Here is a 26,095-nt window from a genome sequence, read left to right on the forward strand (position 1 = left end):
GGATGTATCTATGAAAAGAATAATTATGTTTGTTGGATTATTCATCTCTTTGTTTTCTTTCTCCACAGTTAGTTTTGCGATGGGAAATAATGAGATACAAATCGACAGTTTTAAACTTCATGTCCGCAAGGATGCTTCCTCACCAGCTGTTCCGATTAAAAACGCAAAAGTGAATATTTATGGAAGAAATACGACAACGAATGTAGGTTTTCTTTTAGGAACAGAAATTAGTGGTGAAAATGGAGAGGTTGAAAATTTATATTATCAAGCCTCGCAAGAATTTGATCAAATCAGTTTTCAGTATTTTTTTGGAAATGATGAAAGAGGATACATTATTCGTTTAACAGATATGAAATACAATGCGAACCATACAAGAAATATTCCTAATAATCGAAGGATTAATACAACAAGAGTCACATCAATCAGTGGTGAAAATGGAACAGCAGAATTTTATGTGGAGTTGACGAAGCTCAGTAATATCTATGATGACATTTATCGTGATCAGGAAAAAGCATTAGATGCAGCCTCTCCCTATATTGAAAACCGGCATGTTGAATTAAAGGAAATTGATTTAATTTATGATGCAGATTTGATTCAATCTGGGAATTCCTTCAATAGAAATGGAAAGGGTTCTATTACTAGGCCTGTAATTTGTATTAATACAATGACTGGTCAACAATGGGAATGGGACAAAACTAGTGCAGTTGCTCATGAATGGGCTCATTGGAATATGTATAGGGTTAATGAATTGCCAGGGAAATCCTATGAGTCGCATTCTTCATACAATATAACTCCTGAAACAAGTTATAAAGAAGGATGGGCACTTTTTCAAAGACATCGATACACTTGTGGCTTAGAAAATGAATTTATAAATGATACTCAAGTTCAAAGCGATCCTAATTTATTTGGTATCTCTACAAATTTCACTGTTAAGGGAGCTCTATATGATGTCTATGATGATAACTATGGACAATATGCAGGACTTGAAGACGATCCATTCGATATTTACACTCTTTTCGTCGATGGAGATCATACCCTAGAAGAAAGAGATTTGATTTCTGAAGGGATTTTGTACACGTTAATGGTTGACAGTCAGGCGAAAACCTTTGAGGAATTCTATCAATATCTATATACCAATTATGTTGATACGCATCCTGACGAAACAATGAAGCAAAATTTGATTCGTTCAATGGCGACTAACGGATTTGATGGAAATGGAAACTTTATTATTCGAAAATAAAAATTTTTAAATTCAATAGAATTTAAAAGGTAAAAGATTAGGTCTGTTTTTGCTCCTGCTTGTTTATAAATTTATGGTGAAAAGATGCCACCAAATTAACATACCTCCTGTTAGCCTTACATCATAAGCAGCAGGAGGTTTTTGAATTATGGATAGAATTGTCACCTTGAACTGAAATAGTTAAACCCTGTACATTAAAAAGTAGAAACGATCGATGTGCACTTGTTAAGGCCTTAGAGACTTTGAGCTAGAATATTTCAAATCAAATAAAAAATTTAGCTTCTTTATTAAGTACGGGCCAAAGTTGAAATTGCTTAGATATTTCGATTGATAAAAACTATAAATTATCTTGCACGTACATTATTATGTACAATCTATTACTGTGAAAATTGATTACAAACTGGGATTATGCTCCAAAGATGTCCTTTTTTTGCCTAAAAAGCGAACGTATATTCGTATATAATGTAATTAATAAGTGATCACTTGTTAATAAATTATAGGAGAATAAGCGTATGAAAATGAATCAAGTATCATCAGTATGGGATGAAGGTAATGCTAAGAGCATCAATGATAATTTTGAGGTAATTCAAGATAGAGAAGCCAAAATTGTTTCCGATATCCTATCAAAAAATGAAGACAGCAGCAAGCCGCAAATTAATGGTGTGAAACGTCCAGGAGGATCTGATTTCCGATACCTCAATAATTGTGGTATCAATTTTACCGCAAATACCAATGGCGCATTATATCGTACCTGGATTTATGCAGGTACGACAGCCGAAATGGGCGTTGGACTGGCAGTTCATCCAAATCCTAGTAAACCGGCAGAGGAAGAAGTGTGTTATAAGATCTTTTCGTTAAGACATGGCTGGAACCACGTGGAGTTGAATTTCCCCGTAGAAAAAGGAAAACGTTATACGTTGTTTAAACGAAGCGTGGAAAAAGACATTACTACTTTAGCAACTTTGATGACAGGTTGGAATACTCATCCGGATATCATGAATAACGGTCTCAAGTTTCATTGCGGTGCTGCACTAGTTGGCGGAACAATGACAAATTACAATGCCTTTTTCGAAATTGAATTGATTACCACTTTAGCTCAGCTATTCAGTTTGAGGGATGAAAAACTTTATGTAGGGAATACCCCTCCGCCAGAAGCTAGATACTGGTTTAAACCTTTGGAGGGATGAGCATGTATAAAGCATTAAGTAATACTTCAACAGGAGTAAAAGATTTTACACTCCTTGGTTTAAAAGAAAATGAAAATCTTTTAAAAGAGAGGAACATAACGCAAGGAAGCTTCACTCCTTCTAAGGCTACAGGTTCGAATTTCGCTGAGGTAATTAATTTATCGAAAACACGAATTAGAACTGAGGCATTGATCGAAGTGAAATCGCCGTTTGTTATCACTGCTCATTCTGATGAGTATCAGGTGGCAGCTGGACTGTTTGGAGCAGACGGATATCTAGGCTATAGTCAAGGATATAAGGATTGGGCCAAATCAATTGTTGTAAATAATCCTGCAGTTACATCTGTTCTTATTTGTATTAAGAAACTAACCAATGAGCCGATTACTAAGAAAGATTTTTTAGATAGCCAAACTAAGTTAGAGTTAGGGGCAACTTCAACAGAGTATAACCTTTCTATTGCTGATGATCCCAAGTACACTAATTTCAAATTTGTTGGAACATCCCATAAAGAATCTAATAAGGCAAGGGACTATTCATGGGAACTGATAGATCATGATTTGGAACAAACAACGCTAACCTATGCTCAAGCAAAGTTAAGGATAGATGACTATTGGGATAGAGGGATTACAGGAAAGGGAATTAAGATTGGAATTGTCGATAATGGAGTTTCCACCCACGATGCCTTGCCAATTGCTGGGGGTATTGCTTGTCAGGACTTGGGAGATCCCTATTATGTTAGCGAATGGTTTCATGGCACACATTGTTCAGGTATAGCTTTAGGAAGAAATCTGAAAAATGGTCAACCACCAGGAGTAGCTCCTGATGCGGAGATGCATGTTATCAGAATGTCTTATAATACTGCAAGGTACAAAACATTATCTATCATTGAGTCGATTGATTATGCAATTGAACATGGTATTGATATTTTATCGATGTCTGTAGGAATTCATGAAGATAGTTCTTGGGATTCAACGGATAAAACTAAGGTAACAGTTGGGTGTCCTAAGCATTTAAGAATCCCATTAAGAAATGCTTTTATTAAGGCACACGAGCACGGTGTAATTGTGGTAGTCGCAGGCGGGAATAATAATAACGGAAGCGGCGAAGAAGAAGAATTCATTGGGATCTTACAAAAAATGCCGAAAGCATTATCCATTGCTAATTTAAATTGCTTTGATCAGCGATTTGGTTCTTCAAGTGTGGGTCGCTGGATCGATGCTGCTAGTTATGGTACTTCAATTATGTCTGCGGCAGACAAACGTAATGATGTTGAAAATTCTTACGTTTTAGGAACTGGAACCTCAATGGCGACACCAAGTGTTTCTGGGATTATAGCTTTATATAAACAACTTTTTCCAAGATTAAGTGGGGAAGAACTTGTTAATAAAGTACTTGAAAACTGTGTGCAAGTCCCTAAATTAACCGCCCTTCAACAAGGTAAAGGTGTGCCACAACCGCCTGAAGAGCTTTATGAGTTACCAGTTAAAGCTGAGACTACTGGCAAGTTCCGTATTTATTCTAATTTTTGTTGGCAATATGCAGAATCCTTTTTCAAAGACGAAGCAGGTAAATGGAAAAAGATGGAGGTGAGAATGAATGGCTAATAGTTTAAATTTAACCGTAGTAAACGATATAACAGATATCGCTCAAGGTGATACTGCAAGTACCTTAGTATTAGAATTGCTAGATGAGAAAAAATTACGAATTCGATACCTGGATAAGCATCAAGCAACTGTCTATTTGGTAAATGATGGAGTAGTGAAGTACGAGCAGAAGTGTAAGATTTTTGATAGCCGCTTGGAAATCAATATTTCCGAAGTGTTAAAACCGTTGGACTATATCATTGAGGTTCATGTCGAAGTGGATGGGTTTAAATATATCTTTCCATCTGATGTCAATTACAAGCTGCGAATCAATGCATCGAATGTCGTAGAGGTGTAAGTATAAGCAACCGATTTTTTGCATAAGCGAAGTCGGTTGCTTGTTTTGGTTAATAGTACATTGATGAATAATCCCATACTCGTTGTCTGACATTATTGAAAAGACTTGAAATTTAGAGCCACCATTATCTTTTAAAGTCTACAGCCTCACTAATCTTTCTATTTTCTACTCTAGAATTACTGATATAATAGTAAAAAGTCGGAAAATCCACTGATAATCAGTCGAACAAACGTAAAGTGAGGAATAATCATGGGCTTATTTGATAAATTTAAAAAGAAAGCAACATCAAGACCAGCTACTGAACCTACCTCTGAACCTAAAAAGCAGAAACAAGCTGTTTCTTCAAGTAATAAACGAAAAACCTTACCTAAAAACTTTGACGATATGCTAAAAAATGAAAATATTGACATATTAAAGGCAGTGTTTGATAAATGTGAGTTGGATGCCTATGGTGGATATTATAAGCAAACTGCCTTGGCTTATACTGGTATACCGGATGAACTCACTTGTTGGTTGGTAGATCAAGGAGCGGATATTAACGCAAAGGATAGTTATGGAAATACACCTTTGCATCGGCAAAGTTCTGCTTGGCATAGCAATATACAATTGCTTATTGATCTGGGTGCTGATATAAAGGCAGTTAACAATCAGGGGGAAACGCCATTAAACAGTGCATAAAGAATGTATTAACTGGACTGAAAATGAGTTGTTAAAGTTACCATTGTCTAAAAGTGGTGTATTAGCCCATGTTCTAATCGGATTTCCATGAATTTTACACCATACAAGATAACATAGTAATAGTGAAATACCTAGACTAAGAAACCAAAGTGATGCAACACGTGCATGGATTTATAGTAAAGAAAAACAGAAAATTGAAGTCTAATAAAGCGGGTTTAGAGATTTTTATTTATCTCTAAACCCGCTTCATTTTTCCCATTAGCCTTGTTCATTAAAACTTTTTTTAGCAATTTCGATAAAGCTTTTTAATACATGATTGTCCTTTAAATTTTTGTAATAGAGACCAAATGATATAGGCGAGAGCCCTCTCACAGGGATATATTTCAAATCAGGTTCTCTAACAAATCCATTATCAGGAAATAATAAAAACCCGAATCCCGCTTTTGCAAGTGCAAAACTGCTCTCGACCCCAGCTCCTATAGTCACATCAGCCATCTCCTTTGACAAGGCTAGTTCACTTTGGTATTTGAAGATTGGCTGAGGAATGCTATGGGGTTCGCACAGTATTGTTTTCCCCGTTAATTCTGTCTGATCTAGAATTTTCTTTTCTGCAAACTCATGCTCCTCATTACAAATACATACTAAAGGACAGGAAACTAAATGAATATATTCTCCCTGTATACTATTTTTTAACGTATCTTTATAGCCAAACATAACTTGTAAACTCTCGTCATCCAATAAATTTGCCATATGTTTAAAGGGCATAAACTTAATTGATGCTTGTACTTTAGGAATGCTTTTGAGAAGTTCTTTTAGCAATATGGCAGTTAAGTCAACTTCAATTTGATTATGGCATCCAATTCCAAGAGAAATGGTCCGCTCGTCATCGGTTTCTTTAATCCTTCGCTTGATATTGTTGAAACTTCCGAGTATATTTTTTGCCTCTTCAATTAATTGTGTTCCTGCCTTGGTGAGTTGAACATCTCTGCTCGTTCGTAAAAAAAGTTTTACCCCTAATTCAGATTCTAAATTTTTAATTTGATTGCTGATTGCCGGTTGTGTTAATTGTATTCGTTCTGATGCTTTCGTGAAATTTAGATATTCAGCTACTGCTAAAAAACATTCTAGTTGAAAGGTATTCATATATCCCCCATTTATTCAAATGATTTATGTCTATCTATAAATTTTCTTTATTGATTATAGCATTTTTCTATTTCACATTCCATCAGAAAGTGATTATGATGAGGAAGTGAGTCTAATTGATTTCTGTCCTAATAACAAATTTTTTATTGTAATTAAGCTCGCAAGGATTCTTCTATCTGCGAAATAGTTCAATAAGAAAGTTGATGGGATTTGAAGTTTACAGATATACACACCTTTCAAGGAGGAATAGAATGAAAGCAATATTAAGTCAATTAAAGGAATACAAAAAAGATACAGTGCTCTGCCTAATCTGTGCTGCTCTTGAGGTGGTAATGGAGGTGTCAATTCCGATTATTGCCGCAATCATAATTGATCAAGGATTTGGTGAAAAGAATATTAACATTGTTTATAGCTATGGTGCTTTAATGGTCATCATTGCATTTTTAGGATTGTTTTTCGGCATACAAGCGGGACGATATGCTTCTAGTTCAGCAGCCGGTCTATCCTATAATTTACGAGAGGAAATTTACAAAAGAATTCAGACATTTGCCTTTTCTAATATTGATAAGTTTAGCACCGCGGGTCTGGTTACCAGAATGACAACCGATATAACCAATATTCAAAATGCTTTTATTGGTGGAATCCGACTAATAATCCGGTCACCATTAATGCTGATAGCTGGAATGGCGTTAAGTTTTTACATAAATCCAAAGATTGGATTTATCTTCTTAATCGGAATTTTATTCCTCTTCATTATTCTGTCCATAATTGTAAAAATTACCATTCCCACCTTTAGAAAAGTTTTTGCGGAATACGATGAAATCAATGCGAATGTTCAAGAAAACATTTCAGGCATTCGAGTTGTAAAGGCATATGTTCGTGAAGATTTTGAAAAAGAGAAGTTTTCTAAAGGAGTGACCATGCTCTTTAAGCTTTCCAAAAAAGCTGAAAGCTTACTTGCTTTAAATAATCCCTGTATGATGCTAGTTATTTATGCATGTATTATAGCGGTCTCGTGGTTTGGAGCGAACTATATAGTAGAGGGTGTAATGACAACTGGACAACTTTCTTCATTATTCACTTATATATCAATGATTATGACCTCCCTCATGATGCTTAGCATGGTTGTAGTAATGAGTTCTATGGCAACGGCAAGTATAAATCGAGTATCTTCCGTATTAAATGAAACCCCTGATATAAAAAATCCAGAAAACCCTGTGTATGCTATTGAAAATGGTCAAATTGATTTCACTAATGTTAGTTTTTCCTACAAAAATGATAGCGAGAAGTATGTTCTTAATACTATCAATATGCAAATTAAGTCAGGAGAAACCGTTGGTATTATTGGCGCGACAGGTAGTGGGAAAACGAGTCTTATTAATTTGATCAGTCGGTTATATGACGTTAGTAAAGGTACAGTAAAAGTTGGCGGTATAGATGTTAGAGACTATGACTTAGAAAGTCTTCGTAATCAAGTTTCGGTAGTCTTGCAAAAAAATGTTCTTTTTTCAGGCACAATTTTAGAGAATTTACGTTGGGGAAAAGAAGACAGCACATTAGAGGAATGTAAACAAGCAGCTAAGATTGCCTGTGCTGATGAATTTATTAACCAACTCAAAGATGGATACAATAGCTATATAGAACGTGGTGGCGCTAATTTTTCTGGTGGGCAACGTCAGCGACTGTGTATCGCTCGTGCTCTCTTGAAGAATCCGAAGGTGATAATATTTGATGATTCAACCAGCGCTGTAGATACAGCAACCGATGCGAAAATTAGAAATGAGTTGAAAAATGGCATTCCCAATACGACTAAAATTATCATTGCTCAAAGAATTACAAGTATACAAGATGCAGACCGAGTAGCAATTATGGACAAAGGACAAATCGTTGCGTTCGATAAGCCAGAATCATTACTCAAGTACAATGATATCTATAAAGAACTATACGATGCACAAATGAATAGCGGTGACTTCGATGAAATGGAGGTTAAATAGCAATGAGTAAAAAGAATAACATGCAAACAGCGAAAAATTTACTACGTGTCCTAAAATACATGATCAAGAATTACAAATTACTATTTTCGATCACAGTATTATGTATAATCTCATCTGCAGTTATTTCAATGTATGGAATGCTTTTCGTCCGAGATTTAATTGATATATATATCACCCCTTTACTTCAAGGGACACAAAATAGTTTTCAACCTCTCTTAGGAGCGCTAGTTAAACTGTCTTGTATCTTTGTATTGGGAATTCTTACAAATTATGCATACAATCTCATAACGGTAAGAATAAGTCAGGGAGCGATGAAAAAATTACGGAATGATCTGTTTGATAAAATGGAAAGTTTGCCGATTGAGTATTTTGATACCCATCCTCATGGGGATATAATGTCTGTTTACACCAATGACATAGATACATTACGACAATTAATGGGCCAAAGTATCCCTCAAATGATTAACGTAGTAGTTACAATAGTTGCAACTTTCATTTCTATGATGCTAATAAATATCCAATTAACAATTTTTACTTTGTTGATAGCGTTAATCATGGTTGTGGTGACTTCCATACTATCAAAAAAATCGAGTATTTATTTTAACAAGCAGCAAGAAAATATTGGTGCTCTCGATGGCTATATTGAAGAAATGCTCGATGGACAAAAAGTGGTTAAAATATTCAATCACGAAAATCAAGCGATCAATGACTTTCGAGAATACAATCACAGTTTAAGAGACAGTACAACTAAAGCAAATACCTTTGCCAATATCATGATGCCTATAAATGGAAATATCGGGAATTTAAGTTATATCATATGTATTATTGTGGGTGCGCTTTTGACTTTTTCCGGTTCACAAATTCTTACTATTGGTGATGTTATAGCGTTTATTGGTTTAAACAAGAGCTTTACACAGCCATTTATGCAAATTAGTCAACAAATGAATGCCATAATTATGGCAGCAGCTGGGTCGGTTCGTGTATTTGAGTTGATTGATGAAACACCAGAAATCGATAATGGATATGTCGAATTGGTTCCTGCTCAAATGGATTCTAAAGGTAATCTTGTAGAGAGTAATGAAAAAACAGGTGATTGGTTGTGGAAACATTATCATAAAGCGACTGATAGCATTACTTACACGGAGCTTAAAGGAAATATTGAATTTGAACACGTCGACTTTGGATATACTAAAACAAAGAAGATTTTACACGATATCAATTTGTACGCTAAACCAGGACAAAAACTTGCCTTTGTTGGTGCAACAGGTGCAGGTAAAACAACGATTACCAATTTGATTAATCGCTTCTACGATATACAGGGCGGAAAATTGAGATACGATGGCATAAACATTGAAAAAATAAAGAAATCAGCTCTGAGAAAAAGAATAGGTGTGGTACTTCAGGATACAAATCTTTTCACTGGAACAGTTTTAGATAATATCCGTTACGGTAATCCAGATGCCACAGACAAAGATTGTATTGAGGCCGCAAAGTTAGCCAACGCTGATGATTTTATTAATCTCTTACCTGAAGGATATAACACGATTCTTAAAAACAACGGTAGTAGTTTAAGTCAGGGACAAAGACAGCTTTTATCCATTGCGCGAGCTGCCGCTGCGAATGCACCCGTATTAATATTAGATGAAGCAACATCATCAATTGACTCACGAACTGAAAAAGCAATTCAAAGTGGTATGGATGCCCTAATGAAAGGAAGAACAACCTTTGTTATTGCTCACAGATTATCGACCATTAAAAATTCTGATTGTATTATGGTTATGGATAAAGGAAGAATTATCGAACGTGGAACGCATGAGGATTTAATCAATACCAAAGGACAGTACTATCGACTTTATACAGGTAACTTTGCTGAGTAAGTATTCCTAGAATAGTACCTTGTTGTAAGAAACAGGTGTAATGTTCAACTATACTATAAGCACACTTGAGTTTTGCAGACTCAAGTGTGCTTTTGTCAACTTTTAGATCCTCTATGGTTTGTGAAAATGACAAGCAACTGGTGTTACAGAAACTGTTTGGCGAGGACGGTGGAACGGTAGACAAACGGGCTTGTTTAATTTGATCTAAACCATATTTGCGTGAATAAGTAATCGTTAATATGATTTCGTATGACTACTATTTTTTATCGTTGTTAAAATCTTCAATATACGTCTCTACATAACCACATTCAGGACAAATTGCCACCTTAGAATTCCCTACTGACTGCACCTTATTCTTCTCAACGATTTTTACAATAATTTCATAGCCGCCACCATTAACCTTGCGAGCAAAATTATTCTCAATCATTTCTACATTACATCTGATGCATTTTCTCATAATGAAGCCCTCCTTGTTGGTATTAAAAGCAACTTTTGAACAATGCTAACTCTGATTAATTAAAGTATAGCATGATGAAGGGGAAGAGGAATAGTATTGAAAAATTAATACTCATCGTTACTCTATCATCTGCAGTCTGAAGCCAATACAATGACTATCGACTTCTATTTTTATCTCGAGACTCTATCCTATTTATGGTAAGATTATTTTTAACAGCCAATATAAATATCTAGCTTTTATCTGGTTTTAGTATGTCTAAAACCAATGATTTATCAGTGAAATAAAGTGAATGGAGGAGCGTTTTTGTTTAAAATTATTAAGGAATACATCATCGATCCGTTTAAAGAGGGCAGAGAAGAAGCTAAGCAGGAAGCTGAACAAGAAAAACAAGAGCAGGGTCAAAGAACCAGCGATGTTATAGCTGATCTAACTTATCCAGAAATGTTTGCTGCAAGTCTTGCGGCACCTTTTCGTGCAACAGTTTTTTTAGACTGGTTTAGTTTGTTCAAAAAGGAAGAGAATGATTCCGAGGAGCAACCGATTTTACATTTACTTTGTTTTGGAGCTATTGCTGATTTGAAGAAAGAAGATATTCGGAGCTTGAAAGTGCAACAAGAAACAAGTTTTACTATTACGTCTGGAGAAGAAGCATTAATTGTCGCCAAAGCTAATTTACAGGCTGCCGGTATTCAGTTATCTTCACTCCAAGCTGTCAGTGATTCTTCTGAAAATCTCCCCCAGCAGTTGAATCTTACGGCCTTGGAAATTGGCATAGCAGCAACTGTTTTAGTTTCTGCGGTGGATACTAATCTGCTTCAAAAAGATCAAGTGTTAGCAATTTTTGAAGAACTAATACCAAAAGTTCAAGGGAAATTCGAGAGCTGGGAAGACTATGGTACTCAGCTGTTGGACCAAGAAGCAATAGTGAAGTTTAATACTGGATTTAGTAGAAAACAACTTGAGAAAACGATGGAAAATCTCCTTTGTAAAAGCGATAGTCCTTGGCAATTTGTAAAATGGAATCTAAATTCATAGTAAATTATTATAATAAAAAAATGTCGTGGATGGTTTACCAGCCTTCGAAAGTTAGATGAAATCTAACCTTTGGAGCAATCGGTTTATCATCCTCGACTTTTTTGTAAGTGTACACTATTGCTGCGTATTCAACACACGTAACCTGTTCCATTTTTACAACAGGATTTTTTCTTAACTGTACAATTACATATGAAAAGACTGATATAATAGAAAAAATTGCTATCTTCAATGATAGTTAGACGAGTAGAAAAAGTATTAAAATCAATACCAAAAGAGTGGCAACTGCTGAAAAACAAAGGGAGTGATCAAACTGTTGGAGAATGACTTTACCTACAAACCTGCCGAAAAAGAATATCAAACTGAGCAAAAGGGCGTAGAAATCAGCATAGACGAATCGCTCATGGATCAGGAAACTGCTGCGTATGCAGTAAAAGTTCTAAATGCCTATTCTGAGAGATTAAGTCTTATTTGTGACGTGCTGTTAGAGGATGAGGGATTTACTATTTTTTTCGGAGATGTCAGTAAGAATAATATGCCGCAAAAGCTTCGCGAGCCTTCAATTCGAATTCTCGGTAAGAACGAAGGAATAATTAGTTATTGCAATCATGAGTACGACGACACTCACATTATTGATATTGAATTTTCTGGTGTTTTGGAAGATTTTACTAACGTTAGTATTGATGGATAGCAAAGAGGTTTATAAAGTAATATGCAAATCCCAAATTTTTTTAAAAGAAGGTTATCATGAAAAATCAGCAAGAATGGGATATCCTCTCAGATCAAATAGCAGATGAACTTTGGGAGATTGTTTACCAACGGTTTTCTTTCGATCCAGACTATGATGCAAAAGATTCTCGCTATACATTAACAGAGCCTTACGATCTTTACAGTTGTGAAGGGGTATTTGCTATAGCTGATTCTGATCCTAACTGGCGAAAAACGATTCAGAACATTTTTTGTACTTGCTTGAAAGATCAGGAATATATGTATGTCTTAGATTGGCAGCATACCTGTTACAAATATTTTCCGCAGGTAAAAACGCGTAAAGCCAAACCAACATTTATTGAGGATAAAAACTATTCCCATGGCGGATACTATGCGTACTTTCCAGAATTTTACCCCGATGGAGATTATTTTTTGTTCTTTTCTAAGGATTTATCCTGGGGGTATCTGACTGATCCATGGCGAAAGGAAATTTTCGTGTATGGGGAGCAGCTAAGAAAAGAAATCCAAAAGAAAGCTCAGTATCTTGGATTGGTGTTGATTGAGGCTAGTGAGGGGAATATGGATGAGAAAGAAAATATATAAATTTTTTTCAGAATTTTAATTAGCAAAAAGGAAGTGCTACGCTAACTTTCATGACAATGATTTCATAAATCATATTAAAATATCCTTTCATTTGCAAAAACTGCCGATGTATCTTGTAGATACGTGGGCTTTTTTTGTATAGGGATTTCGTTTAACAAAGACAGTAAATTATCCAATATCTTCGTCAATGTCCAGTTGGGTACAAATGGTTCAAAATATGAAGCATTTTAAAACTATGAACACTGTATACTTTGATAAAGGAATGCGACGAAGGATTGGAGAGGATGAAGGTGAAGGTTTTTGTATCAAAATTTGTACTAGAAGCAAATGAAAATATTCCTATGAAAAGTGATTTGGAAACGATGGATATTTGTTATGGTAGCGAATGTGTGAAAAGGATGCAAATTAGTGATCGATGTTTGAAAAGAGGAGTCAAGGCTATCCCGGGAATTTATGCGGATGGAGCTTCTAGCGGTGTAATGAAAAAGCAAGCTTTTATGTATATTGAGGATAAGATGATTTCAACCCTCAAGCAGCACTTACATGAAATAGACGGAATTTATCTGCATTTTCACGGGGCAAGCAAGGTAGAAGGAATTGGGTCAGGAGATCATTATCTGTTAATGAAGATTCGAGAAATTGTAGGACCTTATCTACCAATTGCAATTACTTGTGATCCTCATGGCAATTTGAATCAAGAGTATGTCGAGAATGCCACAATTATTAGAAGCTATCGAGAATCACCTCATACGGATATGAAGAAAACTATTGAGCTAGTTTTTGATAAGTTGATTGATCTGTTGAAAAATCGACGCTCAATTACACCAATATACCGCAAGCTTCCGTTGATTTTAGGTGGCGAGCAGAGTGTATCCAGTGACGAACCTGTCAGCAGCATTAATCAATACCTAGACGAGATTGAAAAAGATCCTCGTATCTTAAGTGTATCGTGGCATGTTGGCTATATCAGACATGATACACCAAATGCCGGCTGTGGTATTGTAGCCATTCCTAGTGATAATAAGTATCGCGAATATGCCGAAGCAGTGGTCGATGATTTGCAGGAATTCATTTGGACGAGAAGACATGAGTTTCGTTACACAGGAATCACTAAAGAACCTGAACAAGCCCTAGAAATGGTAGTCAAGTGTTCTGATAAACCAGTATTTTTGACTGATTCGGGAGACAATGTAACTTCAGGTGCTATGGGAGCCAATACATCCGTTTTGCAGCAAGTTCTAAATCTTGAAGATTCTAGGGGAAAAAGCTTTCTCTTTGCAGCCATACACGATAAGGAAGCCTTCAAAAGACTTGACCAGGTAACAATAGGAGAAACTGTCGAACTATCCTTAGGAATGGAAATTGATGAGCTATCCTCCAATGTTGATTTAAAAGTAAAAATTAAAGATAAAGGTAGACAGACTGGAACTAAAATATTTGGCGAAGTGGGTGATTTTGGTGGTTGTATTCTAGTTTCAGTGATTGATAAAGCAATTGATATTATTGTGACGGATACCAACCATCCCTTTGTGGAGCAACATCAATTTGAAGCAGCTGGTGCTAATTGGAACGACTATGACATCATTATAGTAAAAATTGGCTATGCTTTTCCTGAATTGAAAGAACATGGCAAGCTATGTGTGATGTCCTTAACCAAAGGAGCAACCCTGCAGGACACTTCTGCTTTACCTTTCAAATTGATCATGCGTCCGATGTTTCCTATTGATAACATTTAGAAAGAGAGTAGAAAATAGAATGATTAGATTAAAAGAAGTTTTACCACCAGAATTTGATAAAGACCTTACTCCAATTTTGTTAACGGATGAGACCATGGAGGAACGCAAAAACAAGCTATTAGCAAAAATGAAGCAACATAATTATGATACATTAATTATTTATGCAGATTTGGAACATGGCAGCAACTTTGAATATTTGGTTGGTTTTATTCCTCGATTTGAAGAGGCTTTATTGGTACTACACGCGAATGGTGAGGCTTTTGCTGTATTAGGCAATGAAAACTTAAATAAAGCAGGTAAAGCGAGAATTAAGGTAACAGCGATTCATTTGCCGCATTTATCTTTACCCAATCAACCAATGAATACAAAAGAAACGGTTGAAGAAATTTTGACTAAGTGTCGGTTTGCCGACAAACAACGGATTGGAATCGTTGGCTGGAAGAACTTTACGAATACAGCCGAAGACAATAAGCAACTATATGATCTTCCCCATTTTCTGTTAGAGGCAATTAAAAAGGTTGCAAGGAATAGTGAGCTTACTAATGCCACCAGTCTAATGATCGGTGAAGAGGGGATCCGAACAATTAATAATGTTAACGAGTTTGCTCACTATGAATTTGGCTCAGCTTTAGCAGGGACATGTATTCTAGAAGCAATGAATGAAGTGTCAGTTGGAAAAACTGAAATGGAAATAGCTGAAAAATTGGCTGCCAAAGGACAAAGGCACAGCGTTGTTACTATTATGGCAGCTGGTGAACGGTTCATTAAAGCTAATTTATATCCAAGCAACAATAAGATTAGCTTGGGAGATCCTATTTCAATGACTACTGGCTATAAAGGTGGCTTGGAAAGTCGCAGCGGTTTTGCGGTAAATCAAGCAAGTGAACTTCCTGCAGGGCAGGAGAATTATCTTGAAAAAATGGCAATACCCTACTTCAATGCCTTCAAAACTTGGCTGGAAACTGCGAAGATTGGTATAAAGGGAGAAAAATTGTATACAGCGATTGAGAGTGTCTTTCCAAAAGAAAATTATGGTTGGGAATTAAACCCAGGCCATCTTTGTGCTGATGAAGAGTGGCTTAGTTCCCCAATTTATCCAAATTCTCAAGAAGTTCTTAAGAGTGGTATGCTATTTCAAATAGATATTATACCTTCTATTCCCGGCTACAATGGAACTGGATGTGAGGGTGGTATATTTTTAGCTGATATAGAATTGCGTAACCAGATTCAAGAAAACTATCCTGAAGTATGGAAGCGAGTGGAAAAAAGAAGAACCTATCTGCAAGAAGTCCTAGGAATTCAACTAGCTGATGAAGTTTTACCAATGAGTGCAGCAACTGGATATTACCGCCCATTTTTGTTGAATCACAACAGCATACTTACCAATAAATAAAGACTTGTACAACCAGTTAAATTATTTTAGCTGGTTGTTTGCAATGCTCTATTTGACATTTTCTCACTATTCTCGTACTTTCCAAGTTGGTATAATTATGTTGTTAGGAGGAATAGTAAAATGAATATAAATAATCTGGGGTTGTTGAATTCATTAAGTTCTATTTTAAATGAGGGAATAAAGGATAGCGATTATGCCATTACTGTCTATTTAGTGAAGCAATTGGATCGTATTTCTGAACTATCTGTTAATGAGATTATGGATGAAACCTTTACTAGCAGGTCAGCGATTAGAAGATTTTGTAATCGCTTGGGATATCCGAATTTTAGTGATTTAAAGGAATCCATCACTAAGTTAATTTTCCCCAGTAATCTGCAATATCGTTCGCAGGATGATTTAATCAATCATCGTAAAAAACTGAATGACATGATTTTTAAAATGATCGAGGATATTGATAGTGTATTTACAGTCGAAATTGTTAATGAGTTAACAGAACTTTTAAATATGCATAAAGATGTTGTTCTATTGTGTGCAAATAATACAAGTGGTGATCTGATTCGATTTCAACAGGAACTAATTTATGCAAATAAGGAAATAAAAATTGTTTCTAATGCTTATACGAATAATGAAAATATTAAATCTCTGACTAATGATTCCTTGATTATTACGGTGTCGGCTTCAGGTAAATTTGCCGAAATTGCCAATGATTGGATTTCTGAGATCAAGGGAAAGAAGTTACTTATCACTGCTTCAAAGAACGAAATTTTTCAGCAAGTATACGACAATATTTTTTATATTAGTAGAGACAGCTTTACCAATGATTATTTAGGTGCTTATGGAAAATACGGTATTGCCTATATTTTTGATTTGATTTCAGCGAGTTATCTTTCAAAATATAAAAAAGAATAAGTTCGATCTGGAGTGGTTCAAAATGTGAACCACTCCATTTTTCTTTTGCCTATATAATAAAGACAGTTAATAAAAAGAAGGTAATACTATTCAGAGGGGAGACAAAAATATGAGAAAGTTTGATGATGTATTTAAAAATAAGGCCTTTCTTTGGGGCTCAGCAACAGCTGCGTATCAATGCGAAGGCGCTTGGGATGAGGATGGCAAAGGGTTAGGTGAATGGGATTATTTCAATCACCATAGTCCTTTAAACATTAATCAAGAAGATGGAGATACAGCCAGTGACTTCTATCACTTTTACAAAAAGGATATTGATATGATGGCTGAGGGGAAACAAAATACTTACCGCTTTTCAATTGCTTGGAGCCGGATAATACCAAATGGTTATGGTCAGGTAAACCAGGCAGGTATTGAATTTTATAATCAGGTGATTGATTATTGTTTGGAAAAAGATATCGAACCGAATATTACGTTGTTCCATTACGATCTACCTTTGGAAATAGCCAAAGAAGGTGGTTGGCTGAATGTTAAGATTACAGACTATTTTAACGAGTATGCAAAAATTTGTTTTGAAAACTTTGGTGACCGGGTAAAACTATGGGCAACGATTAATGAGCCAAGGTACTATGCTTACTGCACGAACGTAGTTGGTAATTATCCGCCAAACCGTAAATTAGACTTCCAATCCTATTTTCAATATCAGTACAATTTGATGTTGGCTAGCGCCAAGGCGATTCGTTCCTTCAGAGAAATGAAAATCGATGGAATTATTGGGATTGTTCATGACAACGGGAACGTTGAGGTTGATCCTGCAACGAAAGAGCCAGAGAATATATTTGAAGTGGCTGATTTCTTTTATAATCGTCTGATACTTTGTCCAACACTATTAGGTCAGCTGCCTAGCGAGTTGGATAAAATGATTCAGGTATTTGGTTTTACCTTGCTACGAGTTGAAAATGAAGCAGAATTGTTTAGTTACGGGAAAGGTGATTACTTGGGATTGAATTTATATAATCGTCAGTATGTAACCGATTGGCAGAAGGGGAGCTCCCAAGTATTTCATAATAATAAAGGAACTGGCAGTAACAACAAAGAAGGAATTCGAGTGGAAAATATTTTTGAATCGTCCTTTGATGAACAAGTTCGGCGAAATAAGTGGGGGCGTGAAGTGAATCCTCGAGTGATGTATACCGCCTTAAAAGAAATTCAAGATCGTTATGAGAATCCAATGATTATGATCACTGAAAATGGTCACGGTTGCTACGAGAAGCCTGATGCAAGTGGGCATGTAGAGGATGATGAACGGATTGAAGTATTTCAACAATTTTTATCTTACATGCAGGATGCAATCGATGAAGGCGTAAATGTTACCGGGTACTATCATTGGTCGACTATGGATCTCTATAGCTGGATCAATGGATATAAAAAGCGTTACGGTCTTGTTCGAGTTGATTTTGACAACCAGCTGGAACGAATTCCAAAGAAGAGCTATTTCTGGTACCGAGATTATATTATCAATCATTTAAGCCAAGGGGAAGAAAAGCTAGCAAAATCAAATTAGTAGTGTGAGGTGTTGGTCTGCCAGAAAGACAGGCGGACCAACACTTAAAAGGAGAAATGGGGATGACTGAATTATTTAGTGTCGGTTCTGGACGTCTAGTCAATTTAAGCGAAGTGGAGGATGAGGTATTTTCACAAAAGATGTTGGGAGATGGATATGGTCTACTCACTGATGATACTAAACTGTATAGCCCCGTATCAGGAACAGTAAGCATGGTTTATGATACTGGTCACGCGCTGGGGATTCAGGCAGAGGATGGCACGGAGATTCTTATTCATGTAGGGATCGATACCGTTGAGTTGGATCGTTCAGTTTTTGATCCCAAGGTTCGGCCTGGTGATAAGGTTGACCAAAAGACTGTTTTAACTGTAGTCAACTGGCAGAGGATCCAGGAAAATGGCTATGATGCTACAGTGTTAGTCGTTAGTTTAGGTAAACAAGTTGCTCGCTTAGCCTCAAGCGAATGGATTTCGCAAGGAGTCCCGGTTGTTAAAGTACTTCCGTAATGGAGGATTTCTATGATAATTAAAAAGATTTACAACAATAATGCAATTATGGTCGAGGATTACTTTGGTAATGAAGCTATATTAGTAGGCAAAGGTTTATCTTTTGGAAAACAAAAGGGCAGTCATCTTAATCCAAATTTAGCTGAAAAAAAGTTCGAGTTGAAAAAAGAGATTAATAATCGTTTCGAGGAGCTTGTGACCTCGATTCCTTTAGATTACATTTTATTAAGCGAAAAGATCATTTCTTATATTAAAGCTGAGAGTACAAAACAAATTGATGACTCAATCTATATAACATTAACTGATCATATCGTAACGATGATTGACCGAGTTCAAAAGGGAATCGACTTTGATTCGCTAATCTTAGTCAATGTAAAATCTCTTTATAAGGAGGAATATCAGATTGCTCTAGGTACAATTGATTTGCTGAATGAGTATTTAGATTTTACTATCGGTCGTGACGAAGCTAATTTCATTGCTTTGCATATCGTGAATGCAGAATCTGATTTTAATATGTTGCAAAATTATACGATCATTGAAATTATTAATGTGATTCGAGAAATTGTTGATCACTATTTTAGAATAGAACAGGAAGATAACTTGGCTTATGATCGATTTCTAACTCATTGTCGTTTTTTCGTGCAACAAATTGTCAACAGTAATTATGTTCGTAACGAAGCGCAGTCTAATAGTGCGATGCTACACACCATGAAACAAGCTTATCCAGACCAATACTGTTGTATTCAGGAAATCAGCCGTTTCTTAAAGCGAAAATATGGATATTTGACGAACCATGAAGAAGAGTTCTACCTGCTTATTCACGTTATCCGATTATCAAGTTAAAAAATGTATTCGCATACATTGGAGTGCGATATGATTGAAGGGAGTTGAAGATTCTTTTTTATCAAGGATGAATGCCGATAAAAATATTGGATGGTGACAGGATCGCTGGCCAAACCTCTTAATAAGAACAATATTCTAAGGAGGTCATAGACATGAAATTTAAAAAAATGTCAGAAGAAATTTTAAGTAACATGGGAGGAGTAGACAACATTACCCATGTGGAACATTGTGCAACGAGGCTACGAATACATTATAGAAATAAACAAGTAATTGATGAAGAAGCAATCAAAAAGATTGAAAATGTAGTAGGAATTGTTAGTAAAACTGGTCAGTTACAGGTAATAATCGGTCCAAGTGTTCATGAGGCTTACAAGGATTTTATGGATGTTTCGCAATTTGATACGAAACAACTAAATTCACAGTCTGATAAACAATTGCCTGAATCAGGTGATGAAAAAAAGAATTTCTTGTATTATGTAAATAAATTCGGCAATTTCAGTGCGGCGATCTTTATGCCAGTAGTTCCTGCCTTGATTGTTGGTGGGTTAATTTTAGCAATCAAGAATTTATTGGTAAATTACTTCAATGTACCCATGGAGAGTGGGACAGCCTTATTGATGACAGCAATTTTTAGTGCAGGTTTTTCCTTTTTACCTGTTTATCTTGGGTACACAACAGCGAAACGTTTAAAGATTGAACCAATCATGGGTGCCTTTTTAGGTTGTCTATTGGTTAGTCAAAACATTAGTGGTGCAACTGATTTAGATTTTTTAGGTATTTCTATCCCTAATATAGATTACAATGGAAGTATCTTACCTGTTATTATGGGAGTCTTTGTTATGTATTATGTTGACAGAGTGCTGGAAAAAGGAATACCTGAAACTATCAAATATTTCTTGAAGCCCTTGTTAACCATGATTATTGTGGTTCCGATTGTTTTGATTATATTAGGACCGTTAGGAACCAGATTAAGTGTTTATGCTGGAAGTGCGGTCATGTTCTTGATGGATACGATTGGTGGAATTGCTCTACCTTTTCTTTCAGCGCTTTATCCATATATGGTTATGCTTGGCTTTGATAAAGCTTTGTCACCAGTTGGCTTTGCAGCAATTGAATCACTTGGTTATGATCCAGTCTATGTGGTAATGGGTTTCATTTCCAATTTATGCATTGGAGGTACAGCGTTGGCAGTTGCTACTAGTATGAAAGATAGAGGAAAAAAGGGGATGACCTACTCTTTTGCTTTTACTGCACTTTGCGGGGTTACTGAACCAGCTTTCTATGGGGCCTTGATTACTAGACCAAAAGTATTAATTGGTACAGCTGCTGGGGCTGTTTCCGCCGGATTAGTGGCAGGTATTTTCGGACTTAAGAGCTATGTAATGGGATTTTGTCCAGGTCTATTGACAGCATTATTCTTCGTTGCACCAGATGGTACAGCAGGTAATATGATTTTGGCAGGTATTGTGGTATTGGTAGCAGTAGTAGTATCTTTTACCGTTACTAAAATTGTCATAGCTAAAACAGAGACATTTGAAGTTGTTGAGAAAAAAGAAACACCAGTAGAAAATATTTAAAGAGAATTATCTAAACCCTTTGAAAGATTCTAAGCGTTAAATCTTTCAAAGGGTTTTACTTGTCCGATGAAAAAGAAAATAATTAGAACCAGATATCCGCCACTAAGGCTTATCGAATCCTGTTTGAAATAGAAAAAATCCATTCAACAAACATTAGTAAGTCCTTTATTTTAAAAGATTATTAACATACTAGGATTAGCCAAAATTACAATAACAGTTCAGTTATTCTAAAACTAACACACCAAGTATATTCTCTTTTGAATCTAAGTCATCGCCTTTCCTGAATTTCACAGGGAGGCGGTGGCTTTTTATATCCCTTAATAAAAATAATGACGAAGATAGTAACTTGCTATTCTCTTGTTTTTTTTAGGGCGTTTAAAAAAATGAAAAATCACTCTTTTTTTTTAAGATAAAAGTAAAATAACGCTAGATTATCAGAAAAAAACTGTTTCGACAGAACCGGATCAATATTCACTCTTTTTCTAATAGGTGGATGCAAGATGTTTAGTATGTAAAGGCCGTATTTCAGGCTTTTTTACTTGGTTAGTTGGGAATAAACAAATCAAAGAAAGAAAATCTATTCATTAAAAGAAGTTCATATCATACAGGTTAAAAACAAAAGATTTTTTTATTGTTTAATTTTAGGAGGAGCAACTAAAAAAATGGAAATGATACTTTTTTAGATTAGTTATAAGATAAGAAGGTGAATAAGCGGAGTTAAGGAGGAAACTGCATGTTCGGATTTAGCAAGCAGAAAAGAGACACCTATCAAGAACCTCAACAAGATGATTATTATTACGATGAGTATGACAACGAAGGGTACGAAGATGAGTACGGCTATGATGCCTACCGTGACGATGAGTATGATCGACCTGCAGAAGCCTACGCAACTGAATACAATCGAAACGAACGAGGGTATCGACAACGTAGAGGCGCTGATTCAGAAGAACGCTACGATCAACGCCATGAAAATCGCTATGATTCCGGTGAACGAAAGGATTCTTCTTACAACATGGAAGAAGAACCATCTGTACAGCAGGATTCTATCCTTAAGCAGGAGGTCGAGCGCTTAGAAGAGACTGTATCACAGCTAAAGCATCAATTAGAAGTCAAACATACTGAAATGACTAATATGGCGACTAGCTTAACTGATAACGAACAAAAGCTGCAGGAGCAGCAAACCGAAAAAGATAATCAAATAAAACAGCTTCAGGAACAAAACGTTCATTTCGAAAAACAATTGAAACAATTAGATGAGCAAAATGAACAACTGAAGGTGCAAGTGCAAAGTAGTCAAAAAGAGCAGTCGGAAGAATTGGTTCAGGCTCATTTACAAATTAAAGAGTTGCAGAAAGCACAAACAGACAATGAAGAAATGAAAGCAGAGCTGGCAACAATTCTAATTGAAACTAAAAAGCAGGAACGTGCCATTTTAGAGCGTGCTGAATTTGAGGCAAAAGGGATTAGAAGTCAGGCTGAACAAGAAGCGCAGCAGGTAATTCATGATGCGTCTCTTGAGCTGCGCGTAATGAAGCAAGAAATCAGAAATTATCGCAAACGTCTAAGATCAGTGCAGGAAGAGACGACACAATTTTTTGTGCGCTTATTAGCGAATAGTGATGCATTGCTTGAAGATGAGTAGCAGAAGGGGTGAAGGTTGGTGATGCAAATCGAGAGTCAAGTAGCCCTATATCCTACTCCTGCTCCTAAAATGCAGGATGAATTAATTTCACTGCCAATTTTAGAAGAAATCGAAAAAACCTGTGAGTATCTTTATGCACCTTATGGGACATTGAGCAACGAACAGCGGGAAAAAATAAATCGACATTTTCAACAATTATTTCAATTTATGGACAGCAGCTATCATGTGGAGCTGTTGATAACAGCACAGGGGTTTAATTGGTCAGATTTTTGGCAGGCGATCCATCAGTTCTTTCCGCAATTTGCTTGGACTAGAATCCAAACGGAATCTCCAAAGTATGGGAGACAAGTGTACCGCATGGATTTTATTCCTTTGGTCTATCAAGAAAAAGGGTTTCCGTTTGCCATTCGTTTAGAAGATAGCTTGAGTCAACAGTTTGCACTTTCAGAAGCAGATGCACTGAAGCATGCAGAACAACTGCTGAAGGAGCTTTCTGAACAACAAATAGAAGAACCAGCTAATGAAAACAAGATTGCTGCTGCTGAGGATCAGGTCGAAACACAAGCACCAGAGACCGAAACGGCTATGAATCTTATTCAAGAAGAATCGGTTCGGCAGGAAAGCCAAAGCAAAGCTAGATTGAGGGCAGTTAATCAGAAGCTAGAAATGGTGATTGAAAAGCTGGAGCTTTCTATGCTGCACAGCGGTATTCAATATTTTGATGAGGGCTATGCCAAAGAGGAAAGTGACTGGGATAAACGACTAACGATTAGTCTACGGGAATATACCTATTTACTACAAAAAGCTCGTTTCTTGGAACAAATGTGGAATCTGAATGGTGAGCTGATTAATAAAACCGAGAAGATGACTGTCACAGGAAACAAGCTGGTATATGAACGAGATCAGGTGAAGCAGATAAAAGCAAATCTTTCCACCCGAGATATTCATTTTGTTTTGTATGAATGTCAGGTAATTGAATCGCGTGCGAAAGTTCATGCGAGACCTTGGTTCAGAAAACCCTATGTCAAACTGATGAAAATGGATTATGACAACCTGTTGAGTAAAGCTGCTTACTTTGATCTTTTGCAGGGTGAGAGCTCCATTCTTGAAAAATTTGTGAGAGAACATCAGGATCTATCAGCAAAAAAAGCTCAGGAGGTTGGCTGAGGCAAGCCACACCAGCACTCCATTCGTGGAGGTCTACCGACTAAGCTTTTTGGGTTGTTTATTATCAGTTATTTACTGTTTTTAGGTGCCTTTCGCTCCTATCAATGGTTCTATCCCAAGTACGTCGTAAATGGCGAGTCTATGTTCCCGACCTTTTGGGAAAAAGAGATTGTTCAAGTGAAAGCTCACCATGCGCCAAAACGGTTTGATGTCGTGGTGCTTCATCCACCCAATGATCCAAAAGCACTTTATCTGAAGCGGGTTGTCGGATTGCCTGGTGAGAGAGTTGATTTTGAAAAGGGTCAGCTATTTATCAATGGAAAAGAAACAGATGATCAGTTTGCTTCTGAAACTGATTCATTTTTGTGGGAGGACAATTACCTTCAACCAATTCCCGAGAAGTATTACTTCGTTCTTGGAGACAATCGAGCTGTCTCAAAGGATAGTCGAAGTTTTGGTTTAGTTTCGGAAAAACAATTTTTAGGAATTATCCATGAGGAGAACAAATAAACATGAAGACATTACAAGAAAAAATTGAATGGTATACCTTCTGGTACTGGGTTTATTGGCTCTTCTCCTTGGTTGTACTCTTAGGAGTCATTGTATTGGGAATCTTCTTCTATTTTACTGATTTTCAAGAGGTCGTTACGGTTAGCCAATTATTTTTACTTTTGTTGTTAATGATATTGGCTGTTTACTTACGAATGACAGCTTTGCACTATCATAGTGTTCTTTTAAAGCTTCAAGAGGCAGCGGCCAAACCTAGAAGACCAAAGGGACGTCCACGCCCACGTCCACAAGAAAGGCGGAACCCTAATGAAGGGTAAGCTATTACTTAGTAGTTTAGTTATTACTGGTTTTTTCATAGTAGGAACCCAAGCACAAGTCAAACAGCTGGTGTCAGCGGAAACAAATGAGGTAGCTTCAAGTATTCAGGAGGCGCCACTAAAAAGTACGGATACTTCCATTGTCACGAATGAAACAATAGCGGAAAGAAGTAAGGAATCGGAATCTTCTTCTATGGAAGAAACACGGAACAGTCAAACCCAAGAAACAACTCACCTGACAACAGAGTCTACTGTAAAAGAAGAAGCTGCATCGGTTACAGAAAAGCCGAAAGAAGCTGAAATGCCTAGTACGATTCAAACACCTCTTCCCCCAGCAAAGGTTGAGGAAAATTACCAGTTTTCAGTGACCAAAAATCAAACAACAGAAGAGTTTATCCAAACAATTGGAAAGGATGCTCAGGCCATTGCCTGGAATGAAGATCTATATGCTTCAGTCATGATTGCTCAAGCGATTTTAGAAACCGGCTCAGGCAACAGTCAATTAGCTCGGCCTCCGTATCACAATCTATTTGGAATAAAGGGTAGTTATCGTGGTAAGCAAGTGTCCTTCAATACCCAAGAAGATAAGGGGAGTGGGGAGCTCTACACCATTCAATCGGCCTTCCGACAATATCCTAGCTATAAGGAATCATTGGAGGATTATGCGGCTCTTTTGAAAAAGGGGCTTTCCGGCAATGCAGGTTTCTATCAAGGAACATGGAGGTCAGCGTCTGCGACCTATCAGGAGGCGGCTAAATCCTTAACCGGAAAATACGCAACGGATACTGCGTATGACAAGAAACTAATTGCTCTAATCGAAGCATATGATTTAACCACTTATGATCAAGACCCAGCGACAATTGCTGAAGCAGAGCAAGAACAACCTGCGGATGCTTCAAGCAACAGCGACAAATATTCAGAAGAAAAAAAGACAATCGAAGAATCCAGCAACAGTAGTGAACAAGAGCTGCATGTTAATCAAACAAAGCAGCCGGTGATCGTTGTTCCACCAGCTGCGCAGCGACCAGCTAAACAGCTGGCAGGGAATCGAATTGTTCAGTGAAAGAAGGGGAG

24 protein-coding genes are annotated in these 26,095 nt (G+C 36.6%); 22 read left to right on the forward strand and 2 right to left on the reverse strand.

What is annotated here, in order from left to right; genetic code table 11:
• The first annotated feature begins 10 nt into the window (after positions 1–10).
• The 5 genes from I588_RS19885 (at position 11) to I588_RS19905 (ending at position 5,046) form a co-directional block, all read left to right on the forward strand.
• Complete coding sequence (locus I588_RS19885; protein ID WP_010759098.1) at positions 11–1,240, forward strand: hypothetical protein; 1,230 nt, start codon at positions 11–13, stop codon at positions 1,238–1,240.
• A 512-nt stretch (positions 1,241–1,752) separates the two neighbouring features.
• Positions 1,753–2,427, forward strand: coding sequence for a hypothetical protein (locus tag I588_RS19890; RefSeq protein ID WP_010759097.1), 675 nt, complete (start codon positions 1,753–1,755; stop codon positions 2,425–2,427).
• A 2-nt stretch (positions 2,428–2,429) separates the two neighbouring features.
• Positions 2,430–4,031 (forward strand): S8 family peptidase, encoded by a 1,602-nt coding sequence (locus tag I588_RS19895; protein WP_010759096.1) that lies wholly within the window; start codon positions 2,430–2,432, stop codon positions 4,029–4,031.
• Complete coding sequence (locus I588_RS19900; RefSeq protein WP_010759095.1) at positions 4,024–4,368, forward strand: hypothetical protein; 345 nt, start codon at positions 4,024–4,026, stop codon at positions 4,366–4,368. Before I588_RS19895 ends, I588_RS19900 begins: the two co-directional genes overlap by 8 nt.
• A gap of 249 nt (positions 4,369–4,617) precedes the next feature.
• Positions 4,618–5,046: an ankyrin repeat domain-containing protein gene (locus tag I588_RS19905; protein ID WP_010759094.1), complete on the forward strand. Its 429-nt coding sequence runs from the start codon at positions 4,618–4,620 to the stop codon at positions 5,044–5,046.
• 258 nt (positions 5,047–5,304) lie between these two features.
• Here the strand turns inward: I588_RS19905 and I588_RS19910 are convergent, their stop codons facing one another.
• Entirely contained in the window at positions 5,305–6,189 is an 885-nt protein-coding gene (locus I588_RS19910; protein ID WP_010759093.1) for a LysR family transcriptional regulator, read from the reverse strand.
• 251 nt (positions 6,190–6,440) lie between these two features.
• Here I588_RS19910 and I588_RS19915 point away from each other — a divergent pair, with 251 nt between their 5' ends.
• Positions 6,441–8,183, forward strand: a complete 1,743-nt coding sequence (locus I588_RS19915; protein WP_010759092.1) for an ABC transporter ATP-binding protein — start codon at positions 6,441–6,443, stop codon at positions 8,181–8,183.
• 2 nt (positions 8,184–8,185) lie between these two features.
• On the forward strand, positions 8,186–10,060 hold the full coding sequence (locus tag I588_RS19920; RefSeq protein WP_010759091.1) for an ABC transporter ATP-binding protein: 1,875 nt from the start codon (positions 8,186–8,188) through the stop codon (positions 10,058–10,060).
• Positions 10,061–10,316: 256 nt separating this feature from the next.
• On the opposite strand, the gene I588_RS19925 is transcribed toward I588_RS19920, so the two are convergent.
• Positions 10,317–10,517 carry a hypothetical protein gene (locus I588_RS19925; RefSeq protein ID WP_010759090.1) on the reverse strand — a complete coding sequence of 67 codons (201 nt, stop codon included), beginning with the start codon at positions 10,515–10,517 and terminating at the stop codon, positions 10,317–10,319.
• 303 nt (positions 10,518–10,820) lie between these two features.
• On the opposite strand from I588_RS19925, the gene I588_RS19930 reads away from it, so the two are divergent.
• From I588_RS19930 to I588_RS20000, 15 genes are all read left to right on the forward strand, one after another.
• Positions 10,821–11,552 carry a DUF1266 domain-containing protein gene (locus I588_RS19930; protein WP_010759089.1) on the forward strand — a complete coding sequence of 244 codons (732 nt, stop codon included), beginning with the start codon at positions 10,821–10,823 and terminating at the stop codon, positions 11,550–11,552.
• A 313-nt stretch (positions 11,553–11,865) separates the two neighbouring features.
• On the forward strand, positions 11,866–12,240 hold the full coding sequence (locus I588_RS19935; protein ID WP_010759088.1) for a hypothetical protein: 375 nt from the start codon (positions 11,866–11,868) through the stop codon (positions 12,238–12,240).
• A gap of 56 nt (positions 12,241–12,296) precedes the next feature.
• Positions 12,297–12,860: a DUF2716 domain-containing protein gene (locus I588_RS19940; RefSeq protein ID WP_010759087.1), complete on the forward strand. Its 564-nt coding sequence runs from the start codon at positions 12,297–12,299 to the stop codon at positions 12,858–12,860.
• 284 nt (positions 12,861–13,144) lie between these two features.
• Positions 13,145–14,596, forward strand: coding sequence for a M81 family metallopeptidase (locus I588_RS19945; RefSeq protein WP_010759086.1), 1,452 nt, complete (start codon positions 13,145–13,147; stop codon positions 14,594–14,596).
• Between the two features lie 19 nt (positions 14,597–14,615).
• Positions 14,616–15,989, forward strand: a complete 1,374-nt coding sequence (locus tag I588_RS19950; RefSeq protein ID WP_010759085.1) for a M24 family metallopeptidase — start codon at positions 14,616–14,618, stop codon at positions 15,987–15,989.
• A 120-nt stretch (positions 15,990–16,109) separates the two neighbouring features.
• Positions 16,110–16,898 carry a MurR/RpiR family transcriptional regulator gene (locus I588_RS19955; protein WP_010759084.1) on the forward strand — a complete coding sequence of 263 codons (789 nt, stop codon included), beginning with the start codon at positions 16,110–16,112 and terminating at the stop codon, positions 16,896–16,898.
• Positions 16,899–17,007: 109 nt separating this feature from the next.
• Complete coding sequence (locus I588_RS19960) at positions 17,008–18,459, forward strand: glycoside hydrolase family 1 protein (protein ID WP_010759083.1); 1,452 nt, start codon at positions 17,008–17,010, stop codon at positions 18,457–18,459.
• Positions 18,460–18,521: 62 nt separating this feature from the next.
• Complete coding sequence (locus I588_RS19965) at positions 18,522–18,965, forward strand: PTS sugar transporter subunit IIA (RefSeq protein WP_010759082.1); 444 nt, start codon at positions 18,522–18,524, stop codon at positions 18,963–18,965.
• A gap of 12 nt (positions 18,966–18,977) precedes the next feature.
• On the forward strand, positions 18,978–19,808 hold the full coding sequence (locus tag I588_RS19970; protein ID WP_010759081.1) for a PRD domain-containing protein: 831 nt from the start codon (positions 18,978–18,980) through the stop codon (positions 19,806–19,808).
• A gap of 152 nt (positions 19,809–19,960) precedes the next feature.
• Positions 19,961–21,385, forward strand: a complete 1,425-nt coding sequence (locus tag I588_RS19975) for a PTS transporter subunit EIIC (RefSeq protein ID WP_010759080.1) — start codon at positions 19,961–19,963, stop codon at positions 21,383–21,385.
• Positions 21,386–22,118: 733 nt separating this feature from the next.
• A complete protein-coding gene (locus I588_RS19980; protein ID WP_010759079.1) occupies positions 22,119–23,027 on the forward strand; it encodes a hypothetical protein in 909 nt (302 codons plus the stop codon).
• Positions 23,028–23,048: 21 nt separating this feature from the next.
• Positions 23,049–24,194 (forward strand): hypothetical protein, encoded by a 1,146-nt coding sequence (locus I588_RS19985; protein WP_010759078.1) that lies wholly within the window; start codon positions 23,049–23,051, stop codon positions 24,192–24,194.
• A 54-nt stretch (positions 24,195–24,248) separates the two neighbouring features.
• Positions 24,249–24,704 carry a signal peptidase I gene (lepB, locus tag I588_RS19990; RefSeq protein WP_010759077.1) on the forward strand — a complete coding sequence of 152 codons (456 nt, stop codon included), beginning with the start codon at positions 24,249–24,251 and terminating at the stop codon, positions 24,702–24,704.
• Positions 24,705–24,706: 2 nt separating this feature from the next.
• Positions 24,707–25,021, forward strand: coding sequence for a hypothetical protein (locus I588_RS19995; RefSeq protein WP_010759076.1), 315 nt, complete (start codon positions 24,707–24,709; stop codon positions 25,019–25,021).
• Positions 25,011–26,084 carry a glucosaminidase domain-containing protein gene (locus I588_RS20000; protein WP_010759075.1) on the forward strand — a complete coding sequence of 358 codons (1,074 nt, stop codon included), beginning with the start codon at positions 25,011–25,013 and terminating at the stop codon, positions 26,082–26,084. The genes I588_RS19995 and I588_RS20000 overlap by 11 nt, the downstream gene beginning before the upstream one ends.
• The last annotated feature ends 11 nt before the right edge of the window (positions 26,085–26,095 follow it).

The sequence above is a fragment of the Enterococcus pallens ATCC BAA-351 genome (assembly GCF_000407485.1).
In the GTDB taxonomy this organism is placed as follows: domain Bacteria; phylum Bacillota; class Bacilli; order Lactobacillales; family Enterococcaceae; genus Enterococcus_A; species Enterococcus_A pallens.

Bases quoted from the DNA above. Each gene is read 5' to 3' on its own strand.
- I588_RS19965 (WP_010759082.1), top strand. From the start codon at position 18,522: ATGACTGAATTATTTAGTGTCGGTTCTGGACGTCTAGTCAATTTAAGC.
- I588_RS19885 (WP_010759098.1), top strand. From the start codon at position 11: ATGAAAAGAATAATTATGTTTGTTGGATTATTCATCTCTTTGTTTTCT.
- I588_RS19890 (WP_010759097.1), top strand. From the start codon at position 1,753: ATGAAAATGAATCAAGTATCATCAGTATGGGATGAAGGTAATGCTAAG.
- I588_RS19905 (WP_010759094.1), top strand. From the start codon at position 4,618: ATGGGCTTATTTGATAAATTTAAAAAGAAAGCAACATCAAGACCAGCT.
- I588_RS20000 (WP_010759075.1), top strand. From the start codon at position 25,011: ATGAAGGGTAAGCTATTACTTAGTAGTTTAGTTATTACTGGTTTTTTC.
- I588_RS19925 (WP_010759090.1), bottom strand. From the start codon at position 10,517: ATGAGAAAATGCATCAGATGTAATGTAGAAATGATTGAGAATAATTTT.
- I588_RS19910 (WP_010759093.1), bottom strand. From the start codon at position 6,189: ATGAATACCTTTCAACTAGAATGTTTTTTAGCAGTAGCTGAATATCTA.
- I588_RS19970 (WP_010759081.1), top strand. From the start codon at position 18,978: ATGATAATTAAAAAGATTTACAACAATAATGCAATTATGGTCGAGGAT.
- I588_RS19975 (WP_010759080.1), top strand. From the start codon at position 19,961: ATGAAATTTAAAAAAATGTCAGAAGAAATTTTAAGTAACATGGGAGGA.
- I588_RS19940 (WP_010759087.1), top strand. From the start codon at position 12,297: ATGAAAAATCAGCAAGAATGGGATATCCTCTCAGATCAAATAGCAGAT.
- I588_RS19985 (WP_010759078.1), top strand. From the start codon at position 23,049: ATGCAAATCGAGAGTCAAGTAGCCCTATATCCTACTCCTGCTCCTAAA.
- I588_RS19955 (WP_010759084.1), top strand. From the start codon at position 16,110: ATGAATATAAATAATCTGGGGTTGTTGAATTCATTAAGTTCTATTTTA.
- I588_RS19950 (WP_010759085.1), top strand. From the start codon at position 14,616: ATGATTAGATTAAAAGAAGTTTTACCACCAGAATTTGATAAAGACCTT.
- I588_RS19995 (WP_010759076.1), top strand. From the start codon at position 24,707: ATGAAGACATTACAAGAAAAAATTGAATGGTATACCTTCTGGTACTGG.
- I588_RS19920 (WP_010759091.1), top strand. From the start codon at position 8,186: ATGAGTAAAAAGAATAACATGCAAACAGCGAAAAATTTACTACGTGTC.
- I588_RS19960 (WP_010759083.1), top strand. From the start codon at position 17,008: ATGAGAAAGTTTGATGATGTATTTAAAAATAAGGCCTTTCTTTGGGGC.
- I588_RS19915 (WP_010759092.1), top strand. From the start codon at position 6,441: ATGAAAGCAATATTAAGTCAATTAAAGGAATACAAAAAAGATACAGTG.
- I588_RS19945 (WP_010759086.1), top strand. From the start codon at position 13,145: ATGAAGGTGAAGGTTTTTGTATCAAAATTTGTACTAGAAGCAAATGAA.
- I588_RS19895 (WP_010759096.1), top strand. From the start codon at position 2,430: ATGTATAAAGCATTAAGTAATACTTCAACAGGAGTAAAAGATTTTACA.
- I588_RS19980 (WP_010759079.1), top strand. From the start codon at position 22,119: ATGTTCGGATTTAGCAAGCAGAAAAGAGACACCTATCAAGAACCTCAA.
- I588_RS19900 (WP_010759095.1), top strand. From the start codon at position 4,024: ATGGCTAATAGTTTAAATTTAACCGTAGTAAACGATATAACAGATATC.